The organism is Gordonia sp. B8661-1, from assembly GCF_059427765.1.
Genome location: NZ_JCAHRL010000001.1, coordinates 580,008 through 598,505, shown reverse-complemented (window position 1 = coordinate 598,505; position 18,498 = coordinate 580,008). Strand labels below are relative to the sequence as shown.

At 67.4% G+C, this 18,498-nt stretch carries 18 protein-coding genes; 7 read left to right on the top strand and 11 right to left on the bottom strand.

All coding sequences use genetic code 11. The annotated features are described in order from the left end of the window. The first annotated feature begins 156 nt into the window (after positions 1 to 156). The 3 genes from AC4JJG_RS02780 to AC4JJG_RS02770 are packed head-to-tail and all read left to right on the top strand — an operon-like array spanning position 157 to position 3,071. Positions 157 to 1,299, top strand: coding sequence for an acyl-CoA dehydrogenase family protein (locus tag AC4JJG_RS02780; protein WP_495399054.1), 1,143 nt, complete (start codon positions 157 to 159; stop codon positions 1,297 to 1,299). Between the two features lie 28 nt (positions 1,300 to 1,327). Beyond that, a complete protein-coding gene (locus tag AC4JJG_RS02775) occupies positions 1,328 to 1,939 on the top strand; it encodes a phosphatase PAP2 family protein (RefSeq protein WP_495399055.1) in 612 nt (203 codons plus the stop codon). Positions 1,940 to 1,994: 55 nt separating this feature from the next. After that, positions 1,995 to 3,071, top strand: a complete 1,077-nt coding sequence (locus tag AC4JJG_RS02770; protein ID WP_495399056.1) for a phosphotransferase family protein — start codon at positions 1,995 to 1,997, stop codon at positions 3,069 to 3,071. A gap of 393 nt (positions 3,072 to 3,464) precedes the next feature. Here the strand turns inward: AC4JJG_RS02770 and AC4JJG_RS02765 are convergent, their stop codons facing one another. From AC4JJG_RS02765 to AC4JJG_RS02735, 7 genes are all read right to left on the bottom strand, one after another. Then, positions 3,465 to 4,166 carry a TetR/AcrR family transcriptional regulator gene (locus AC4JJG_RS02765; protein ID WP_495399057.1) on the bottom strand — a complete coding sequence of 234 codons (702 nt, stop codon included), beginning with the start codon at positions 4,164 to 4,166 and terminating at the stop codon, positions 3,465 to 3,467. A 13-nt stretch (positions 4,167 to 4,179) separates the two neighbouring features. Next, entirely contained in the window at positions 4,180 to 5,325 is a 1,146-nt protein-coding gene (locus tag AC4JJG_RS02760; RefSeq protein WP_495399058.1) for an acyl-CoA dehydrogenase family protein, read from the bottom strand. A gap of 130 nt (positions 5,326 to 5,455) precedes the next feature. Continuing rightward, positions 5,456 to 6,667, bottom strand: coding sequence for an acyl-CoA dehydrogenase family protein (locus tag AC4JJG_RS02755; protein WP_495399059.1), 1,212 nt, complete (start codon positions 6,665 to 6,667; stop codon positions 5,456 to 5,458). Then, positions 6,664 to 8,337 carry a class I adenylate-forming enzyme family protein gene (locus tag AC4JJG_RS02750; protein WP_495399060.1) on the bottom strand — a complete coding sequence of 558 codons (1,674 nt, stop codon included), beginning with the start codon at positions 8,335 to 8,337 and terminating at the stop codon, positions 6,664 to 6,666. Before AC4JJG_RS02750 ends, AC4JJG_RS02755 begins: the two co-directional genes overlap by 4 nt. 30 nt (positions 8,338 to 8,367) lie before the next feature. Next, complete coding sequence (locus AC4JJG_RS02745) at positions 8,368 to 9,117, bottom strand: SDR family NAD(P)-dependent oxidoreductase (RefSeq protein ID WP_495399061.1); 750 nt, start codon at positions 9,115 to 9,117, stop codon at positions 8,368 to 8,370. 40 nt (positions 9,118 to 9,157) lie between these two features. Further along, positions 9,158 to 9,961: an enoyl-CoA hydratase-related protein gene (locus tag AC4JJG_RS02740; protein ID WP_495399062.1), complete on the bottom strand. Its 804-nt coding sequence runs from the start codon at positions 9,959 to 9,961 to the stop codon at positions 9,158 to 9,160. Between the two features lie 225 nt (positions 9,962 to 10,186). Continuing rightward, positions 10,187 to 10,435, bottom strand: coding sequence for a DUF2530 domain-containing protein (locus AC4JJG_RS02735; RefSeq protein WP_495399063.1), 249 nt, complete (start codon positions 10,433 to 10,435; stop codon positions 10,187 to 10,189). 115 nt (positions 10,436 to 10,550) lie between these two features. Here AC4JJG_RS02735 and AC4JJG_RS02730 point away from each other — a divergent pair, with 115 nt between their 5' ends. Both AC4JJG_RS02730 and AC4JJG_RS02725 read left to right on the top strand, forming a co-directional pair. Continuing rightward, positions 10,551 to 11,975: an NCS2 family permease gene (locus AC4JJG_RS02730; protein WP_495399611.1), complete on the top strand. Its 1,425-nt coding sequence runs from the start codon at positions 10,551 to 10,553 to the stop codon at positions 11,973 to 11,975. A gap of 67 nt (positions 11,976 to 12,042) precedes the next feature. Further along, positions 12,043 to 12,498, top strand: coding sequence for a MarR family transcriptional regulator (locus tag AC4JJG_RS02725; protein WP_495399064.1), 456 nt, complete (start codon positions 12,043 to 12,045; stop codon positions 12,496 to 12,498). 9 nt (positions 12,499 to 12,507) lie between these two features. Here the strand turns inward: AC4JJG_RS02725 and AC4JJG_RS02720 are convergent, their stop codons facing one another. After that, positions 12,508 to 13,752, bottom strand: coding sequence for a GNAT family N-acetyltransferase (locus tag AC4JJG_RS02720; RefSeq protein WP_495399065.1), 1,245 nt, complete (start codon positions 13,750 to 13,752; stop codon positions 12,508 to 12,510). Positions 13,753 to 13,837: 85 nt separating this feature from the next. Between AC4JJG_RS02720 and AC4JJG_RS02715 the strand changes: the two genes are divergently transcribed. Both AC4JJG_RS02715 and AC4JJG_RS02710 read left to right on the top strand, forming a co-directional pair. Continuing rightward, on the top strand, positions 13,838 to 14,695 hold the full coding sequence (locus AC4JJG_RS02715) for a TrmH family RNA methyltransferase (protein WP_495399066.1): 858 nt from the start codon (positions 13,838 to 13,840) through the stop codon (positions 14,693 to 14,695). After that, complete coding sequence (locus tag AC4JJG_RS02710; RefSeq protein ID WP_495399067.1) at positions 14,692 to 15,027, top strand: DUF2537 domain-containing protein; 336 nt, start codon at positions 14,692 to 14,694, stop codon at positions 15,025 to 15,027. Before AC4JJG_RS02715 ends, AC4JJG_RS02710 begins: the two co-directional genes overlap by 4 nt. Before the next feature lie 10 nt (positions 15,028 to 15,037). Here the strand turns inward: AC4JJG_RS02710 and AC4JJG_RS02705 are convergent, their stop codons facing one another. The 3 genes from AC4JJG_RS02705 to serC form a co-directional block, all read right to left on the bottom strand. Then, positions 15,038 to 15,820, bottom strand: coding sequence for a DUF6928 family protein (locus tag AC4JJG_RS02705; protein WP_495399068.1), 783 nt, complete (start codon positions 15,818 to 15,820; stop codon positions 15,038 to 15,040). Between the two features lie 4 nt (positions 15,821 to 15,824). Next, a complete protein-coding gene (gene sepH / locus AC4JJG_RS02700) occupies positions 15,825 to 16,997 on the bottom strand; it encodes a septation protein SepH (protein WP_495399069.1) in 1,173 nt (390 codons plus the stop codon). 266 nt (positions 16,998 to 17,263) lie between these two features. Then, positions 17,264 to 18,406, bottom strand: a complete 1,143-nt coding sequence (gene serC, locus AC4JJG_RS02695; RefSeq protein WP_495399070.1) for a phosphoserine transaminase — start codon at positions 18,404 to 18,406, stop codon at positions 17,264 to 17,266. Positions 18,407 to 18,498 lie beyond the last annotated feature (92 nt).

Here is an 18,498-nt window from a genome sequence, read left to right as displayed (position 1 = left end):
TTGCGCTCGGCGCCCATTCGATCGCCGGGAGTGTTTGTCGTTGGTCGAGTAGCGGCGTGCGAGCGCAGCGAGCCCGGCGCGTATCGAGACCCGGTGGGATTGCGGCGTGCGATACGTTGGCACTGTTTCGTTCGCCGCACCGCGAGAGGTACCGCAATGGCCGTCGACCGTCTGCTCCCGAGTTCAGAAGCCGCCGATCTCATCGAGCTGACCAGGGAGTTCGCCGACAAACGATTCCTCCCCATCGTCGATGACCACGAGAAGAACGCCACCTACCCCGACGGTCTGTTCGCCGAGATGGGGGAGGCAGGCCTCCTCGGGCTGCCGTATCCGGAGGAGTGGGACGGCGGCGGACAACCCTACGAGGTCTATCTCCAGGTGCTCGAAGAACTGGGCGCACGATGGGCGTCCGTCGCCGTCGCCGTGAGCGTGCACGGACTGGCCTGCCACCCGCTGTTCCACTACGGCACCGACGATCAGAAGCAGCGCTGGCTGCCGGATCTCCTCAACGGCCGGCTCGTCGGCGCCTACAGCCTGTCCGAGCCGCAGGCCGGTTCCGACGCCGCAGCGCTGGCCTGCCGTGCCGTCGCGGGCGAGGACGGCTACCGCGTCACGGGTTCCAAGGCGTGGATCACCCACGGCGGCATCGCCGACGTCTACAACGTCTTCGTCCGGACCGGCGAGGGGTCGAAGGGCATCAGCTGCCTGTTCGTCCCGCGCGACACCGACGGCCTGACCTTCGGCAAGCCGGAGGAGAAGATGGGCCTCCACGCCGTCCCCACCACGTCGGCCTCCTACGACGACGCGCTCGTCGACGCCGACCGACTGCTCGGTGCCGAGGGCCAGGGCCTGAGCATCGCGTTCTCCGCGCTCGATTCGGGTCGGCTCGGCATCGCCGCGGTGGCCACCGGCCTCGCGCAGGCCGCCCTGGACGCGGCCGTCGAGTATGCACAGGAGCGAACGACGTTCGGCCGCAAGATCATCGACCATCAGGGGCTGAGTTTCCTGCTCGCCGACATGGCTGCCGCGGTGGACTCCGCCCGGGCCACCTATCTCGATGCGGCTCGCCGCCGCGACGCCGGCCGCCCGTACTCCCGCGCGGCCGCGACCGCGAAACTCGTTGCCACGGACGCTGCCATGAAGGTGACCACCGACGCGGTGCAGGTGCTCGGCGGATACGGATACACTCGGGACTTCCGGGTGGAGCGCTACATGCGTGAGGCCAAGATCACGCAGATCTTCGAGGGCACCAACCAGATTCAGCGTTTGGTCATCGGCCGTCAGCTCGCCGGCGGCTGATGCGTCGGCGCCCGGTACTGTGAGAACGATGAACATGCCGGATACGGCTCCTGTGGGGCTGGTCGAGACAGTGGCCACCCGAGTCGGATTCGACCGCGCGGTCACCGATCGGGTCGTGGAAGCACGTACCGGCTGGGGCGAGGGCATCGCACACGTCATCACCGTCACCGGCAACACGGTCGTCCTGACGGCCCTCATCGTGGTGATCGTGGTGGCACTCGCCGCCCGGCGCGCGATCACCGAGTCGATTCTGGTGGGGGCGGGCATGCTGAGTGGCTATCTGCTGATGGTCATCCTGAAGCAGGTCTTCGCGCGGGACCGGCCACCCGTCTACGACCGACTGATCCAGATCGACACCTATTCGTTCCCCTCGGGCCACGCGATGATGAGCATGGTGGCCGCGGGACTGATCTCCATCGCGGCTTGGCGGCTCAGCGCCTGGGTGCGCGCGCACCGGTGGATTCTGGTGGTCCCGCTGCTGTGGACGCTGCTGGTGGGTGCCAGCCGGGTCTACCTGGGCGTGCACTGGACCACGGATGTGCTCGCGGGCTGGCTGATCGGAGCGGTCTGGGTGGCGGTGTGCGCAGTGATCGTCGACTGGTACACCCGCCGGAGCCGGTCGGTGACGACGTCCGTGTGACGGCCTCGTCGATGCCGGTCATCGGGGCCGGCCGGGGAGGGTAACGTCGGGCGGCATGAGTGAACAGGTGGCGGGCGCGCGTGAGGTGCGCGCCGAGGATGCGTTCGACGTCGATGCGGTGGCGGAGTGGCTGCGGGCCAACGCCGCCGATCCGACCGGATTGGACGGGGTGCCGGAAGTACGTCAGTTCTCCGGTGGCGCATCGAATCTCACGTATCTGCTGCACTATCCCGATCGCGATCTGATCCTGCGTCGCGCACCCCGCGGTACCAAGGCCCGCGGCGCGCACGACATGGGACGCGAGTACCGGATTCAGTCGCGGCTGGCGCCCGTGCTGCCTTACGTCGCGCCGATGATCGCCTTCTGCGACGACGAGTCGGTGCTCGGTGCCGACTTCTATGTAATGGGCCGGCTGGACGGGGTGATTCCCGGCCGCGAATGGCCGCCGTCGGTCCCGCTGTCCGAGGAGCAGGCCCGGCAACTCTGCCTCAACTTCATCGACGTTCTCGTCGAACTCCATTCGGTCGACCCCGAGCAGGCCGGTCTCTCCGATCTCGGTAAGGGATTCGGTTACGTCGGGCGCCAGGTGGACGGCTGGTCGACGCGCTTCCGGAACGCCCGCACCGAGGACGTGCCGGACTATGAGGCCGTGATGGCCTGGCTCGCCGACCATCAGCCCGAGGATGTCGCCAACCGGGTCATCCACAACGACTTCAAACTCGACAACGTCGTGCTCGCACCCGACGACGTCACCTGCGTGATCGGCATCCTGGACTGGGAGATGGCCACGCTCGGTGATCCGCTGATGGATGTCGCCGGGTCGATGGCCTACTGGGTGCAGGCCGACGACGATCCGCAGATGCAGATGACCCGTCGTGTCCCGACACACCTCCCGGGCATGCTGACGCGCGCCGAATTCGTCGAACGCTACTGCGAGCGCATGGGATTCGAGATGACCCCGGAACGCTGGCGCTGGTACGAGGTCTTCGGCCTGTTCCGGCTCGCGGTGATCGCGCAGCAGATCTACTACCGCTACTACCACGGGCAGACCACCAACGAGGCCTACGCGATCCTCGGTCAGGCCGTGGTGATGGTCGGCGACCGGTTGAACGCGCTCATCGCCGAATCCTGATCGTCGGCCCACATGGATTTCACGTCAGAGCGCGTCCGACTGGATTATCCAGTCGGACGCGCTGTCTGGTGAAGAATATGTGGGGATCGGGCGTGTGTGTCCGCGTCGCGTTGGCGCGGGACCTGGGACTATGCCGAATGGATTGATTACTTTATGCAATCCGCTAGCCGAATCGGCCGTCGTATAAGAGAATTACTTTCGGGCGCACACATTTATGGTGAAGTGCAGTCCGGTGTCAAAGCGGAGGTCGAATCGCGGTCGGGGCGGTTCGATGGTCACTCGTGACACTGCGATGGCCGGTGATGCGCTTCGCGTGAGGTCGGGTCGATGTCCAGGTGCGGGACATCTGCCCGACCTCACTGCGTTGTCGCACGCCGAATTCTGCCCGCAGGGTCAGATCCGGGCGAGGTAGTCCTCGAGCTTGTCCGCGACGACCAGTGCCGACAAGGTGTACCGCAGTTGCGCGGCGATGTATCCATCGAGCGTGAGCGGTTGTGCACCGGTGGCCGCGGGCGTGGCGAAATGCCAGTGCTTCAGCGCCCAGCCGTGAGCGAGCATCATCAGGTCGAAGACCACCAGGTCGGCATCCCCGTCGCGCATCAGGCCGGCATCCATGCCTGCGGTCACCGCGTCCTTCATCGGTGCGACGGTCTCGATCTCCAGTTCCTTGATGCGATCACGGCCCGCGGCATCGAGTGTCCGGCTCTCGCGATACGTGAGGACCACTGCGTCGCGGTTGGCGTCGACGATCGTCGTGTACTGCCGGAAACCGGCGATCAACTGCATCACCGGGTCGTCGCCCGCCTGATCCATGGCCGGTCGGAGCTGATCGCGGAAGGTCTCGAGGATGTCGATGATCGCGGCCAGAAGGATGTCCTCCTTGCTGCCGAAGTACTTGTAGAACAGGCCCACACTCACCTGCGCCTCGTCGGCGAGCGCCTGCATCGACATCTGGTGGAAGCCGGTGCGTTCCATCACCGCGACGGCGGCGTCGAGAAGCTGACGGCGTCGCGACGAGGCCCGGACGGCGCGTACCGCCTCCGCGACGTCGACGGAGGTCGTCGTCGCGGCACGTGGGGAAGCGGGGCGGGGCACGGCAGTCATCCTGTCAGATGCCCAGATCCTTGGCGACGATCGTCTTCATGATCTCGGTCGTGCCGCCGTAGATGGTCTGGATGCGGGCATCGATGAAGGCGCGCGACACCGGATACTCGCGCATGTAGCCGTAACCGCCGTGGAGTTGCAGACAGCGGTCGGCGGTCCGCACCTGCAACTCGGTCGCCCACCACTTCAGCTTCGCCGCACGCGCCGCCGTCAGTTCGCCGTTCACATGTTCGGCGATGCAGTCGTTCAGGAAGGTGCGGGCGACGTCGAGTTCGGTGGCGAGCTCGGCCAGGACGAACTGGGTGTTCTGGAACGACGACACCGGGGACCCGAATGCCGTGCGCTCCTTCACATAGTCGAGGGTGCGGGCGAAGGTTCCCTCTGCCGCCGCGACCGCGCCGATGGCCAGCGAGAGGCGTTCCTGCGGCAGGTTGTGCACGAGTTGATAGAAGCCCTGCCCCTCCTCGCCGAGCCGATTGGCCACGGGTACGCGCATATCGTGGAAGGACAGTTCGCTGGTGTCCTGGGCGTGCAGCCCGATCTTGTCCAGGTTGCGTCCGCGTTCGAAGCCCGGGGTGTCGGCGGGGACCACCAGCAGCGTCAGTCCCTTGTGTTTCTCCGGGGACGTGCGGGTGGCCACGACGAACAGATCACCGTTGCGCCCGTTGGAGATGAAGGTCTTCGAGCCGTTGACGATGTAGTCGTCGCCGTCGCGGACCGCGGTGGTCCGGATGCCGGTGAGGTCGCTGCCAGCGCCCGGTTCGGTCATCGCGATGCCGAGGACCGTCTCACCCGACACCACACCCGGCAGCCACCGTGCCTTCTGGTCGTCGGTGGTCATCTCCACCAGATACGGCAGCACCACGTCGTTCTGCAGCGAGAAGGCGATAGCCTCCGCTGCCGCGCCGGTTTTCGCGATCTCCTCGATGACGATGGCGTGATAGCGGAAGTCGTCGACGCCCGGCCCGTCGAATTCCTCGGGTACCGGGAAGCCGATGAGTCCGGCCGCGCCGGCGGCGGTGAACAGGCTGCGATCCCACTGCCCGGCCTCCTCCCACTTCTCATGGGCGGGAACGATCTTCTCCGCGACGAAACGCGTGACGGTGTCGCGGAATTGGGTGTGCTCGGGATCGTGTGTCAATGCGGTCATGACGGTCCTTCTGTGTTGTGGTCTCGATACGCCACTCACTCCGTTCGCGGCTACTCGACCAGCGGTTTGCCGGGCGCACTGCGCTCGTTCGCGGCTACTCGACCAGCGGCTCACCGGGCGCGGTTGACCTTCAGCGGAAGGCGTTCTCGCCGGTGAAGGCCTGGCCGAGGACAAGCTGGTGCATTTCGGGGGTGCCCTCGTAGGTGAGGACCGATTCCAGGTTCACCATGTGCCGGATGACCGGATACTCCAGCGAGATTCCGTTGCCGCCCAAGATGGTTCGTGCGGTACGGCAGATCTTGATGGCCTCGCGGGTGTTGTTCAGCTTGCCGAAACTCACCTGGTCGGGGCGCAGCCCGACGCTGTCCTTGAGTCGACCGAGATGCTGCGCGAGCAGTTGGCCCTTCTGCAATTCGACGGCCATGTCGGCGATCTTGCCCTGGGTGAGCTGAAAACCCGCAATGGGCCGGCCGAACTGGGTGCGCTGCGTGGCATAGTCCACCGCGGCCGCCCACGCGGTGCGGGCCGCGCCGATGGCACCCCAGATGATGCCGTAGCGGGCCTCGGTGAGACTCGACAGCGGCGCCTTGATACCGCTGCCCTTCGTCAGGTTGTCGTCGCCGGGCATCAGCGCGTCGCCGGGGAGACGGACGTTGTCGAGGACGATCTCGCCGGTCGTCGAGGCACGCAGGGACAGTTTGTGTTTGATCTCCGGTGTGCTCACGCCCGGGGTGTCGGTCGGCACGATGAAACCGCGGACGCCGTTCTCGGTCTGCGCCCACACCACCGCGACGTCGGCGATGGGGGAGTTGGTGATCCACATCTTGCGGCCGTCGAGAATCCAATCGTCGCCGTCGCGGCGGGCACGGGTCTTCATCGATGCCGGGTCGCTGCCGGCATCCGGTTCGGTGAGGCCGAAGCAGCCCACGGTGTCACCGGCCGCCATCGACGGCAGCCACTGCTCCTTCTGTTCCTCGCTGCCGTTGTTGTAGATGGAGAACATGGCCAGCGAGCCCTGCACCGACACCATCGACCGGATACCCGAATCGCAGGCCTCGAGCTCGAGGCTGGCCAGTCCGTAGTGCACCGAACTCGCACCGCCGCAGCCGTATCCGTCGAGATGCATGCCGAGCACGCCGAGCTGACCGAACTGCTTGAACAGGTCGCGGGCGATCGGGATGCCGCCGTCCTCGAACCACTGCCCGATGTGCGGTGTGACATGTTCGGCCAGGAATCCGCGGACCGAATCCCGGACGGCCAGTTCGTCGTCGGAGTAGCCGAGATCGAGATTGAGCGGATCGAGTGCGGAGAATTTCGGGGTGGTCGTGGTGGCGGCGCTCATCGTGTCGCTCCTCGGGTCGTGTCGGGGGCGACGAAGTCGCCCGCGGCCATGTCCGTGACCGCAGATTCGGATGCCTTGTAGTGCAACTTCTTTCCGGTTGCCGAGACCGGGAGGGAGTCGATGAAGCGGTAGGCGCGGGGACGCTTGAACGCCGAGAGCAGAGGATGGTCGCGGCAGAAGGCATCGAGTTCCTCCGCGGTGGGTTCGGTGCCCTCGACGGGCAGGATGTAGGCCACCACGAGCTGTCCCCACTGATCGTCGGGCACACCGACGACCAGTGAATCGGCCACCGACGGATGGGAGTTCAGTGCCTCCTCCACCTGCACGGGGTGCACGTTCTCGCCGCCGGAGATCAGCATGTCGTCCTTACGGCCGACGATGGTCACGAACTCCTGGGTGTCCCAGGTGGCGAGATCGCCGATGTGCAGCCAACTGCCGCGGTACTTCGCCTTCTCCTGCTCGGGCGAGTCGTAGTAGGCGGCGGCACATTTGGGAGACCGGATGATCACCTCACCGACCTCGGTGCCGTCCCGGGCGACGATCTCGTCCGGCGCGGCGAGGTGACCGTCGTCGTGCACCTTCACCACGCGGACCTCGTCGTCGAGACATGCCCGTCCGGCGGTGCCGGCCTGATCGGGCAGGTCGGTCGGTCGCAGGAAGGTGTTCCAGAAGCCCTCGGTGCTGCCGTAGCCGTTGAAGATCCGCGGCGTCAGCACCCGCTGATACAGCAGTGCCGCCTCGCGTTCGAGCGGTGCGCCCATCGTCACGATGCCGTTGAGGCTGGACAGGTCGCGCGGCCGTGCCTGCTGCTCGGCGGCCAGCATTGCGAGGTTCGTCGGTGCGCCGATGAGGAAGGTGAGACGGTAGCGCTCGACGTAATCGAGCGTCGTCGCCGGATCGAAGGTCCGCATCGGCACGAGCGACGATCCCAGGTAGAACGTCGGATTCGGTCCGGCGCAATACAATCCGCCGCGGTGGAACCACGGTGTCATGTTCAGGGTGCGGTCCTCCGGCGCGAGGGGGAAGTGCATGATCACGTCGTGCGCGGAGAAGATCTCGATGGCACTGTTCAGCGGCACCGCTTTCGGCATGCCGGTGGTACCGGAGGTGTACAGCCGGGTGGTCTCGTCGAAGACCCCGCGGTCGACGACGGGCGGATTGGCGGCCGCGGCGGTCAGTTCGTCGAACCGGAGCGATCGCGGGGCGTCGATGAGGTCTCCGTCGCCGACGCCGATCAGCACCTCCGGGGTGTGCTCGGCGATGCGGATGGCCTCCCGCACCACGTCGGCCAGTTCGGTCTCGTAGACGAAGATCTTCGGTCTGCTGGCATCGAGGATCACGGCGGTCTCGCCCGCGGCGAGCCGGAAGTTGACCGGCGAACCGACTGCGCCCGCGGCCTGGGTCGCCAGGTACAGCTGGGCGAACTCCGGGCCGTTGAGCAGCTGGTACGCGACCACGTCCCCGTCGGTCACGCCCTGCTCCGCGAGACCGGTGGCAATGCGGTCGACGGCGTCGCCGAGCCGGGCGTAGGTCCACTCGGTATCGGTGAGCGGGTCGATCATGGCCACCTGCCCGGCGTACCGGTGCACGTTGCGCCGGAAGCCGTTGAGGTAGGTGAACTCGTTCTCGAAGAAGGCCCGATACGCCTGGGCGTCATAGGAATAACTCATGTCGTGTCCTGTGCTCGGGGCGCTGGCCGGTCAGCCGGCCATGGTGAGGCCGCCGCTGACGCTGATCACCTGACCGGTGATGAACGACGCCGCGGGGGAGGCGAAGAACAGGACGGGCGCGGCGACTTCGTCGGGACGGGCGAGCCGCCGGAACGGAATCGCCTTCACCAGCGCCTCTTTCAGCTTGTCCGGCTGCGCCTGGAAGAGCGGGGTGTCGGTAGGGCCGGGGCAGACCGCGTTGACCGTGATGCGATGCCGGGCCATCTCGCGGGCCAGTGACTTGGACAGCGCGATGACGCCGCCCTTGGCGCCGGCGTAGATGGTCTCACCCGCGCTGCCGACGCGTCCGGCATCCGAGGCCAGGTTGATGACGCGGCCGCCCGGCCACGAGTCGTCCTTCGCCGCCTCCACCATGCCGGGCAGGAAGGCGCTCGCCATGTGCACCGGGCCCAGGTAGTTGATGGCCACCACCTTCTCGGCGAATTCGGGTGTGGCGTTGAGGAACTGGTCGGTGCGATCCCAGCCGGCCGCGTTCACGAGGATGTCCGGGACGCCGATCTCGGCCCCGACCGCGTCGCGCAGCGCGTCCACGGAGGCGCGATCGGCGATGTCGACCTTCATCGGATGGATGGCCGGATTGCCCGCGGCCATCTGCTTGGCGGCGTCGAGGTCGAGATCGGCGGCGACGACCGTGGTGCCCTGCTCGGCGAAGGCGAGCGCGATGGCCTTCCCGATGCCGGATGCGGCACCGGTGACGACGGCAATGCTGGTGGAGCTCATGGTTTTCCCTCGTTCGTGATGTCGGAGTGGGTGGGCCGGATCAGATGGCGGCGTACTTGTTGAACTCGGGCATGCGCTTCTCGGAGAAGGCGGTGGCGCCCTCCTGTCCCTCCTCGGTGTGGTGGGTGAACAGGTCGAGAGCGCTCATCGCCAGGTTGGAGAGACCCGCCTGGTGGTCGGTGTCGGCGTTGAAGCTCTGCTTGAGGAACCGGAGGGCGGTCGGTGACTTCTCGGCGATCTCGGCCGCGACCTTCTTCGCCTCGTCCATCAGGTCGGCGGCCGGGACGACCCAGTTGACCAGGCCCCAGCGCTCGGCGGTCTCGGCGTCGTACTGGCGGCACAGGTACCAGATCTCGCGGGCCCGCTTCTCGCCGACGATCCGCGCCAGGAAGGCCGAACCGAACCCGGCGTCGAAGGAACCGACCTTGGGGCCGGACTGTCCGAAGCGTGCGGTGTCCGCGGCGATCGTGAGGTCGCAGAGCACGTGCAGGACGTGGCCGCCGCCGATGGCGAGCCCGTTGACGGCCGCGATGACCGGCTTCGGGATGTCGCGGATCGTCTTGTGCAGGTTGCCGATCTCGAACATGCCGCTCTCGGACGGTCCGTAGTCGCCGGTCTCGGCGCGCTGCTTGACGTCGCCGCCGGTACAGAAGGCCTTGTCGCCCGCGCCGGTCAGGATGACGGCCTGCACCTGCGAGTCGGCCCACGCGCGCTTGAACGCGTGGATCATCTCCTCGACCGTCTGAGCGCGAAAAGCGTTGTAGCGCTGCGGGCGATTCATCGTGATGATCGCGGCATTGCCCTCGACGGTGTAGTCGATGTCCTCGTACTTCTTCTCGGCCATGACGTTTCTCCTCGGTGAGATCGTGCGGGTATGTGACCCGCCTTTCATGATGAATGAACGTACATTCACCCAGCGGCGTGTGTCAAGGCCCACAGGTGAGCGGGACATCGGCGTTGCCTCACACGATGGTCACGAGTGAGCGGATCGAACGCCGGTGGAGACCGATTCGCGCGGCCCCGGCAGAGATTTATCCGGCAGAGATTTATCCGGGCGGGTCGACCGGGATCAGTCGAGACCCCGCTGCGCGGTCCGTGAACCCCGGCGCACGGCGGCGCGCTGGATGAGCATGATCGTCGTGCCCAGAACACCGACGGCCAATCCGACGAGACACACCGCCAGCGCGCGGCCTCCGCCCCATCCGGTGAGGGCCACCACGACGGTTGCGACGAGGAAGGCCGCCATCCCGACGATGATCACCGGTTCCGGTGCGCGCAGCGACGGCGGGAGTTCCGGGATGTCGGATGCGGGAGTCATGCCCTCAGAGTAACTTTCCACTGTGCACAACGATCCCGACTCCGTCTCCGAGCCCGCGACACCGGTCGCCGACTCCGGGACGACCGAACACCGGGGTTCACGCGGCGGGGGCGCCGTGGACCGGTTCTTCAAGATCAGCGAACGTGGTTCGACGGTGTCGCGCGAGGTGCGCGGCGGCCTCGTCACGTTCTTCACGATGGCCTACATCGTCGTCCTGAACCCCATCATCATCGGCGGGCTGCCCGGGTCCGGGAAGAATGAGGACGTCCTGGGCAATGTGCTGCCCATCGTTCAGGTCGCCGCCGTCACCGCGCTGGTCGCCGGCGTCATGTCCATCCTCTTCGGCCTGATCGCCAACTATCCGTTCGCCATCGCGACCGGTCTGGGTATCAACAGTCTGCTCGCGGTCTCCATTGCGCCGCAGGTGAGTTGGCCCGAGGCGATGGGACTGGTGGTCGTCGACGGCATCATCATCGTGCTGCTCGCGGTCACCGGATTCCGGACGGCGGTGTTCAACGCGGTGCCCGCGGAACTGAAGGCGGCGATCGCGGCGGGCATCGGCTGCTTCATCGCGTTCATCGGCTTCGTCGACGCCGGGTTCGTCAAACGCATCCCGGACGCGGCCAACACCACCGTGCCGGTGCAGTTCGGCACCGACAATTCCATCAACACCCTGCCGACGCTGATCTTCGCGCTCGGTGTGCTCCTCATGGGAATCCTGGTGGTGCGCAAGGTGCCCGGCGGCCTGCTCATCGGCATCGTCATCACAACCGTCGTCTCGATCATCCTGGAGTCGGTCCTGGATCTCGGGTCGGGTGTCGAGAACCCGAAGGGCTGGAGCCTCTCGGTGCCCGCCATCCCGGACAGTTTCGGCGGCCTGCCGGATCTGAGCCTGGTGGGCGAGGTCGACCTGTTCGGCGCGTTCACACGCATCGGTGTGCTGTCCGCGTCGGTTCTGGTCTTCGCGCTCGTGCTGTCCAACTTCTTCGACGCCATGGGCACCATGACCGGCCTCGGCAAGGAGGCCGGCCTGGCCGACGAGAAGGGCAACCTGCCGGGCATCGGCAAGGCGCTGGTCGTCGAGGGTGCGGGCGCCATCGCCGGCGGCGTCGGCTCGTCGTCGTCGAACACGGTCTTCGTCGAATCCGCATCCGGTATCGCCGAAGGTGCCCGGACCGGTCTGGCCAACGTGGTGACCGGCGGGTTGTTCCTGGTCGCGATGTTCCTCACGCCGCTGTACAGCGTCGTGCCGCAGGAGGCGGTGGCCCCCGCGCTGGTGATCGTCGGCGCGATGATGATCGGCCAGATCCGCACCGTGGACTTCACGAAGTTCTCGGTGGCGCTGCCGACCTTCCTCACCATCGTCGTCATGCCGTTCACTTATTCGATCGCGAACGGTATCGGCGTCGGCTTCATCAGCTGGGTGATTCTGCAGACTGCGGGCGGAAAAGCCAGGTCAGTGCATCCGCTGCTGTGGATCGTGTCGCTGGTCTTCGTCGCGTACTTCGCGCGCGGTCCGATCGAGCATCTGGTCGGTTAGGGACTTTGGTCCCGACTATCCACTCGGTTGTAGTGCGTGAATGTGGAAGTGAATTACTCTTAGCTGTGTGAACTCAATAGTCTCAGAGGAGACCCTGTCGGGGGAGTTGTCACTCACGATCGTTCGTCTTGCGCGCTGTCTGCGCGGTCGGCGTGCGAGCAAGGTGGTCTCGCTCACCCAGTTGTCCGCCTTGTCCACCCTGCATCAGGAGGGGCCGATGACGCCCGGGGCGCTCGCCGCCGCCGAGCGTGTGCAACCGCCGTCGATGACGCGGGTCATCGCGTCGCTCGCCGACCTGGGCATGATCCGCAGGGAACCGCATCCGACCGACGGCAGGCAGGCGATCGTCACGCTGTCCGAATCCGGCCGCGATGTCGTCCGCGCCGAATACGAGGCCCGCGAGGAATGGCTCAGCGCTCGTCTCGACGAATTCACGGCCGAGGAGCGCGCGGCCCTCACCGCCGCGCTGCCGTTGATGAACCGGATCATCTCGGCCGAAGGACATCCCAACGGCCGTCGCTGAGCGCGACGCTCAGAAGAAGGTCCCCGCGTACGGTGCGTAGTCGGCGGAGAATATCTGCTCGAGCGCGGTGAGTGTCTCCGGACCGTCCGTCCACAGGCGTCCCGCATGCGCGAAGAGCCGGGGCGAACTGCTGCCCAAGAACAGCGAACCGAGCACCGAGATGTCCATGCGGACCGTCGGTTCGGCGTCGGTCGGCGTCACCGTCGCGACGCCGTCGACGATCCGCATCGCGAAGGTGCCGCCACGTCCACGGAACTCGTCGTCGATCTCGAGTATGACCTCGCCGTCGCGTTCGTAGCGCCGCATCTCCAGGGCGCGCCGGACGTCGAGGATGCGCAGCCAGAGCCGGTCGCTCACACCGGTGACCGCCACCGAGCGGTGGTCGGTCAGCTTGGCGCGCAGCGGATCGTCCACCGGGACAGCCGCCGTCACATGGCTCAGCAGATCGAGTCCGATGATGACGCGCCACAGCTCGGTGTGGGCGTCGTCGGTGACGGCGACGAATTCCTCCACCACGGCCGCCGGGGCGTCGCCCGACTGGTCGATGCGGTAGGCGGCGTAGCCGTCGTCGTGCAGCAGGTAGTGCCGGCCGCTCGTCTGTGCGGGCCGCTGCGACTTCCGGTCCGCGAGGATCGGCGCCCACCAGGCATCGGAGCGCCCGAGTGCGCCCGGCCGGGTCGCCGCCCAGCGGGCGTGGATCTCCGGCACGTGCTTGGCGATCTCCTCGGGCGAGGCGTAGTTCACCGATGCGGTTCCGCGATGCGGCCGTTTGCGCATCTTGGCCTTCGCCAGGTTGATCGACAGGTCGCGGGAGAAGGCGGCAGGCCCGAACCCGAAGCGCTCGTAGATCGTGGCCTCACTGGCGGTGAGGATCGCGAACACCTGATCCTCGCGTTCCCACTGATCGAAGAGTTCGGTGATCATCTTCCGCAGGATGCCGCGCCGCCGGTGCGTGGCGGCCACCGATACCCAGGACAAACCGGCCGCGGGGGATTCGACGCCGCCGGGCACGGTCATGGTCATGCGGTAGAACATCGAGACCCCGACGAGCGGGGTGTCCGCGGGACCGTCGTGATCGCGCAGCAGCACGACGTCGGCGTCGTCGACTTTCGACCGCATGTCGGCCTGTTCGGCCTCCGACAGCGGGTCGGTCATCAGGAAGGCGCGCGCGTCGGTCGCGAAGATGTCCGGCCAGTCGGCGTCGGTGGCGCGGGACAGTACGAGAGACGAGTGGGAGGGCTGTGCGTTCGTCACTCGTTCTAGGCTTCCACAGCCGTGACAACGAAACACCCATCGCCCCGGGATTTGTGCCGAATCGTTCACTTGGCAGACTGATTCGGTGAGCACTCTGCAGGTCGAGATCGTCGACATCGACGATCCCGACGACCCGCGCGTCGACGATTTCCGCGATCTGAACTCGGTGGATCGTCGCCCCGACCTTCCGGCCCTGCCCGGCGGCCGCGTCGGGAAGGGCCTGGTGATCGCCGAGGGTGTGCTCGTGGTGCAGCGGATGATCGCGTCCCGGTTCACCCCGCACGCCTTCCTGGGCGTGGAACGGCGGCTGACCGAACTCGGCGACGATCTGACCGATCCGTCGGTTGCGGGGCTCCCGTTCTATCGGGCGAGCGCCGACGTGATGGCGCGGATCGTGGGTTTCCACCTGAACCGGGGGGTGCTCGGGGTGGCGCGGCGACCGGCCGAACTCGAGGTGGCCGACCTGGTCGGGGACGCCCGCACCGTGGCGATCCTGGAGGGCGTCAACGATCACGAGAACATCGGCAGCGTCTTCCGCAACGCGGCCGGACTCGGCGTCGATGCGGTGCTCTTCGGTGCCGGATGTGCCGACCCGCTCTACCGCCGCTGCGTCCGCGTGTCCATGGGGCATGCGCTGCTGGTGCCCTTCGCACGTTTCGAGGACTGGCCGCGTGGCCTGGACATGCTGCGGGACAAGGACTTCCAGCTGATCTCCCTAACCCCCGGGCCCGGCTCCCGGCCGCTGTCGGAGGCGGTCGACGGGGAGCGGGTCGGCTTCCTGGCCGGCGCCGAGGGGCCCGGCCTGTCGGAGGGCGCCATGCGTGCCACCGATGTGCGCGCCCGCATCCCGATGAGTCGCGGCACCGATTCGCTCAACGTCGCCACCGCCGCCGCGATCGCCTTCTATGAACGGGCCCGCTCATCGGGCAGCATGGGGGAATGACCATGACCGGGGGCACCGCGCGGGCGTGGTCGGAGACGGGCCATCCCGATCACGACGTGCCCCGTGAACCCACCCCTTGGACGCTGGGACTGATGGTGACCGCGGCCCTCGCCCTGTTCGCGACGGTGCTGCTGGTGGGGATCTACGAGTTGATCGGCGGCCTGCAGCGATGGCTCGGACTGGGGGCCGTCGCGATCGTCTGCGTCGGCATCGGCTGGACCCTGTGGGATCTGCGGGAACGTCCGGTGTGGCGGTGGATCGTCTGGGGCACGCTGATCGGGCTGCTGGCCGGCGCCGGATCGTCGGTGGCGCTCTTCGTGCTGGGACGCTGAACGGCTCGCGTCAGAAGCCGAAGTACCGGGCGAGCCGCCCGCGGCGCCTGCCCGTGTCCGGGTCGCCGGTGCCGTTCGGGACAGGCGGCTGCGGGGGAGCCGTGACGAGCCCGTTGTTCTCCCGGTACCGGCTCCAATCCTGCTCGCCCGGAACATAATCCGCGGGATGGATGGCGAACGCCGTCACCGGCAGGCGGGTGGGGTCGAGATCGGTCTCGGCCAATGGCGTGGTGAACCGGAACCCCAGCCATTCGCGGTTGGCCTCCTCCGCGATCTGCTGCGGATGAAACGGCAGTGCCATCGGCTCCGGTGCGACCCCGGTGGCGTAACGCAGCGGATGTTCGCCCGCCCAGAACGGCTTCTCGAACGGATATGGCAACCCGAGGTTCTCGTGGATGGCCACCGGATGAGCGGAGAAGGAGCGCCGCAATTCGCCGTTCTCCCACCGCGCGAACACCCCGAGCGATGATTCCGGGTCGGTCACCAGGAGGGTGGCGGCCGCACTCGGGTGGATGGTCGCGAGGGTCCGCGTCAGTGCCGACGGCTCGTCGGTCTCGAAGAGCGAACAGGTGATCACCGCGAGGGGGCCGTACCAGCCGGCGTACACATGTGAATCCTGTGCCGCGGCCGCGGAACTCAGATCCGTATCCGCGATGGGCACCAGGACCCGGTCGCCGTAGATGCCGCCGGCCAGTTTCTGGGCGGCGACGACGTCGTTGGCCGGGTTGTCCGACAACACGCCGATCGGGTCGTCGGTGTCGATGAACCAGACGGTGACTGCGCGAGCCGACACGTCGTCAGTTGCTGCCGTTGCTTCGGACGCCGAGCAGGACGTCTTCCCATGCGGGGACGGCGGGCTTGCGCGACTTGCGGCGCGACTTCGGTGCCGGTGCCGAGTCGCGATCGTCGGCGGGCGCACCCGTGGTGTCCGGGGCCGACGACGCATCGGAGGAGGCCTGCTGCCGATCCGACGGATGGGACTCGGTGGGCACCTCCGGCGCGGGCGGCGGGCCGCTCGGAGCCGGACTCCACGCCCGGCCCTCGACGACCTCGCTGCCCGGACGGGCCGCGTTGTCGCCCGGATGGGCTTCGGCGTGCGGGGTGGTCACCCGGTCGATCCCACGGGCGACCTGTTCGGGCGGTCCGGCCGGTTCGTCGTACTCGGGTGTATCGAAGTCGGGCGCATCGAAATCGAAGGCCGGGGTGCCGTATTCGTCATGGGTCGGCGGAATCGAGCCGTTCCGGACACGCTGCGCGTCGATCAGCCGGTCGGCGTCGACGGTCACCGAATCGACGGTGCGTCCGTCGCCGCGGTTCGTGGCGGGCGCGTTGGTGGGCACCGGTGCGAGTTCGGGTGCGGCCACCGAGGCGAGCCGCCGGCGCGGGACGATGGCCTCCGGGTGGATCAGTTCGTCGGCGAGATCGTCGAGGGCATCGGCGGTGCCGCCGTGACCGCCCGGCAGATAGCGCCAGTGCGCGTGATTGTCGGTGCGGCCGACGTGCCAGCTGACCTGGACCACCCAGTAGCCGTCGTCGCCCTTCCAGGCATCCCACTCGGCATCGCGCTGCGGCTGTCCGAGCGCGTGCAGCGACTCGGCGACCATCTCGCCGAGCGTCGCCACGGCCGGTCCGTCCTCGCGGATCGGGTGGGCCATCGCGGCGAGTTCGGCGGCACGGGACCGTTCGAGCAGTACCGGGTGGGCGAAGCGCTCGATCTTGTCGACCGGGACCCCGGCCGCGGCCGCGACCTCGGCGACACTGGCGCCGGCGCGGATGCGTGCCTGGATCTCGCGGGGGCGCAGGGAACTCTCCATATCGATCTCGATCTGACCGAGGCGGGAGATGTCGCCGCGTGCGGCCGCGCGGAGTCGTTCGTCGGCGGCGATCCGGTACTTCTCGCCGGACTCCGGATCCCGGCAGATCACCTGGGTGCCGTCGGCCTCCACACCGACGACGTGTAGCTCACGCATCTGCGCCTCCTCCAGTGATCTCGAGTGCGGGCATTGGGGTCAGGGTAGACCAGCCCGCCCGCATTCCAGCGTCGGACACGCGGCATAACCGCAGATCAGCAACGTTGTTGCGGGTGCGGCCACAGGTGATGGTGTGGCACCTGTGGCCCCTGTGATCAGGGTACCGGAGGGGCCGGTGGTGCCGGGCTCCCGTGCGGCGGACAGGGTGATCTCGATACGCCTCCTCGCCTGGCGGCTCGGTGGCTACTCGATCAGCGGGAGACGGCTCAGAGCTTGCCGACGACGTAATCGATGCACTGCGTCAGGCGGGTGACGTCCTCCGGCTCGATCGCCGGGAACATGCCGATACGCAGCTGGTTGCGGCCCAGCTTGCGGTACGGCTCGGTGTCGACCACTCCGTTGGCGCGCAGGGTCTTCGCGACCGCGGCGGCGTCGACGTCGTCGGCGAAGTCGATGGTGCCGACGACCTGGCTGCGCAGCGCCGGATCGGTGACGAACGGGGTGGCGAACTCGCTCGCCTCGGCCCACTCGTACAGGCGGCTGCTGCTGTCCGCGGTCCGCGCGGTGCACCAGTCCAGGCCACCGTTGCCGAGCATCCACTGGATCTGGTTGTCCAGCAACAACAGTGACGCCAGCGCCGGGGTGTTGTAGGTCTGGTTCTTGCTCGAGTTGTCGACGGCGGTCGGCAGCGACAGGAACTCGGGGCACCAGCGATCGGTCTGGGCGATCTGCGCGATCCGGTCGAGGGCCTTCGGGCTCATCAGGGCCAGCCACAGGCCGCCGTCGGAGGCGAAGGACTTCTGCGGTGCGAAGTAGTAGACGTCGGTATCGGCGACGTTCACCGGGAGGCCGCCTGCACCGGAGGTGGCGTCGATGGCGATGAGTGCGTCGTCGGCGCCCTCGGGACGGACGACGGGCACGGCCACGCCGGTCGAGGTCTCGTTGTGGGCCCAGCCGATCAGGTCGACGCCACCGAAGTCGTCGGCGGTCAGGGCCGCGGGATCGGGCGCCGTTCCCGGATCGGTGGAGATGACCGCGGGCGAATCGAGGAACGGGGCCTTCTTGGCAACCGTCGCGAACTTCGAGCTGAATTCGCCGTAGGTGAGGTGCAGCGAGCGCCGCTGGATGAGGCCGAAGGCCGCCGCATCCCAGAACGCCGTGGTGCCACCGTTGGACAGCACCACCTCGTAGCCCTCGGGCAGCGAGAACAAGTCGGCGAGGCCCTCGCGGATCGAGCCCACGACATTCTTCACCGGGGCCTGGCGGTGGCTGGTGCCGAACACCGACGCGCCGGTGTCGACGAGGGACTGCAACTGTTCGGGGCGGACCTTCGACGGACCGCAGCCGAAGCGGCCGTCCGACGGCAGGAGGTCGGCGGGAATCGTGATGGCAGCGGTGGGTTCGCTCATGGTCGCCAATTCTAAGGCTGTGAGGGCGGCCACTACAGTCACGGCCCCGCGTCGGCGATGGCTCTGGACATCGACTGAACAAGCGTTTAACG

Bases quoted from the DNA above. Each gene is read 5' to 3' on its own strand.
- AC4JJG_RS02780 (WP_495399054.1), top strand. From the start codon at position 157: ATGGCCGTCGACCGTCTGCTCCCGAGTTCAGAAGCCGCCGATCTCATC.
- AC4JJG_RS02775 (WP_495399055.1), top strand. From the start codon at position 1,328: ATGAACATGCCGGATACGGCTCCTGTGGGGCTGGTCGAGACAGTGGCC.
- AC4JJG_RS02770 (WP_495399056.1), top strand. From the start codon at position 1,995: ATGAGTGAACAGGTGGCGGGCGCGCGTGAGGTGCGCGCCGAGGATGCG.
- AC4JJG_RS02760 (WP_495399058.1), bottom strand. From the start codon at position 5,325: ATGACCGCATTGACACACGATCCCGAGCACACCCAATTCCGCGACACC.
- AC4JJG_RS02755 (WP_495399059.1), bottom strand. From the start codon at position 6,667: ATGAGCGCCGCCACCACGACCACCCCGAAATTCTCCGCACTCGATCCG.
- AC4JJG_RS02750 (WP_495399060.1), bottom strand. From the start codon at position 8,337: ATGAGTTATTCCTATGACGCCCAGGCGTATCGGGCCTTCTTCGAGAAC.
- AC4JJG_RS02745 (WP_495399061.1), bottom strand. From the start codon at position 9,117: ATGAGCTCCACCAGCATTGCCGTCGTCACCGGTGCCGCATCCGGCATC.
- AC4JJG_RS02740 (WP_495399062.1), bottom strand. From the start codon at position 9,961: ATGGCCGAGAAGAAGTACGAGGACATCGACTACACCGTCGAGGGCAAT.
- AC4JJG_RS02735 (WP_495399063.1), bottom strand. From the start codon at position 10,435: ATGACTCCCGCATCCGACATCCCGGAACTCCCGCCGTCGCTGCGCGCA.
- AC4JJG_RS02710 (WP_495399067.1), top strand. From the start codon at position 14,692: ATGACCATGACCGGGGGCACCGCGCGGGCGTGGTCGGAGACGGGCCAT.
- sepH (WP_495399069.1), bottom strand. From the start codon at position 16,997: ATGCGTGAGCTACACGTCGTCGGTGTGGAGGCCGACGGCACCCAGGTG.
- serC (WP_495399070.1), bottom strand. From the start codon at position 18,406: ATGAGCGAACCCACCGCTGCCATCACGATTCCCGCCGACCTCCTGCCG.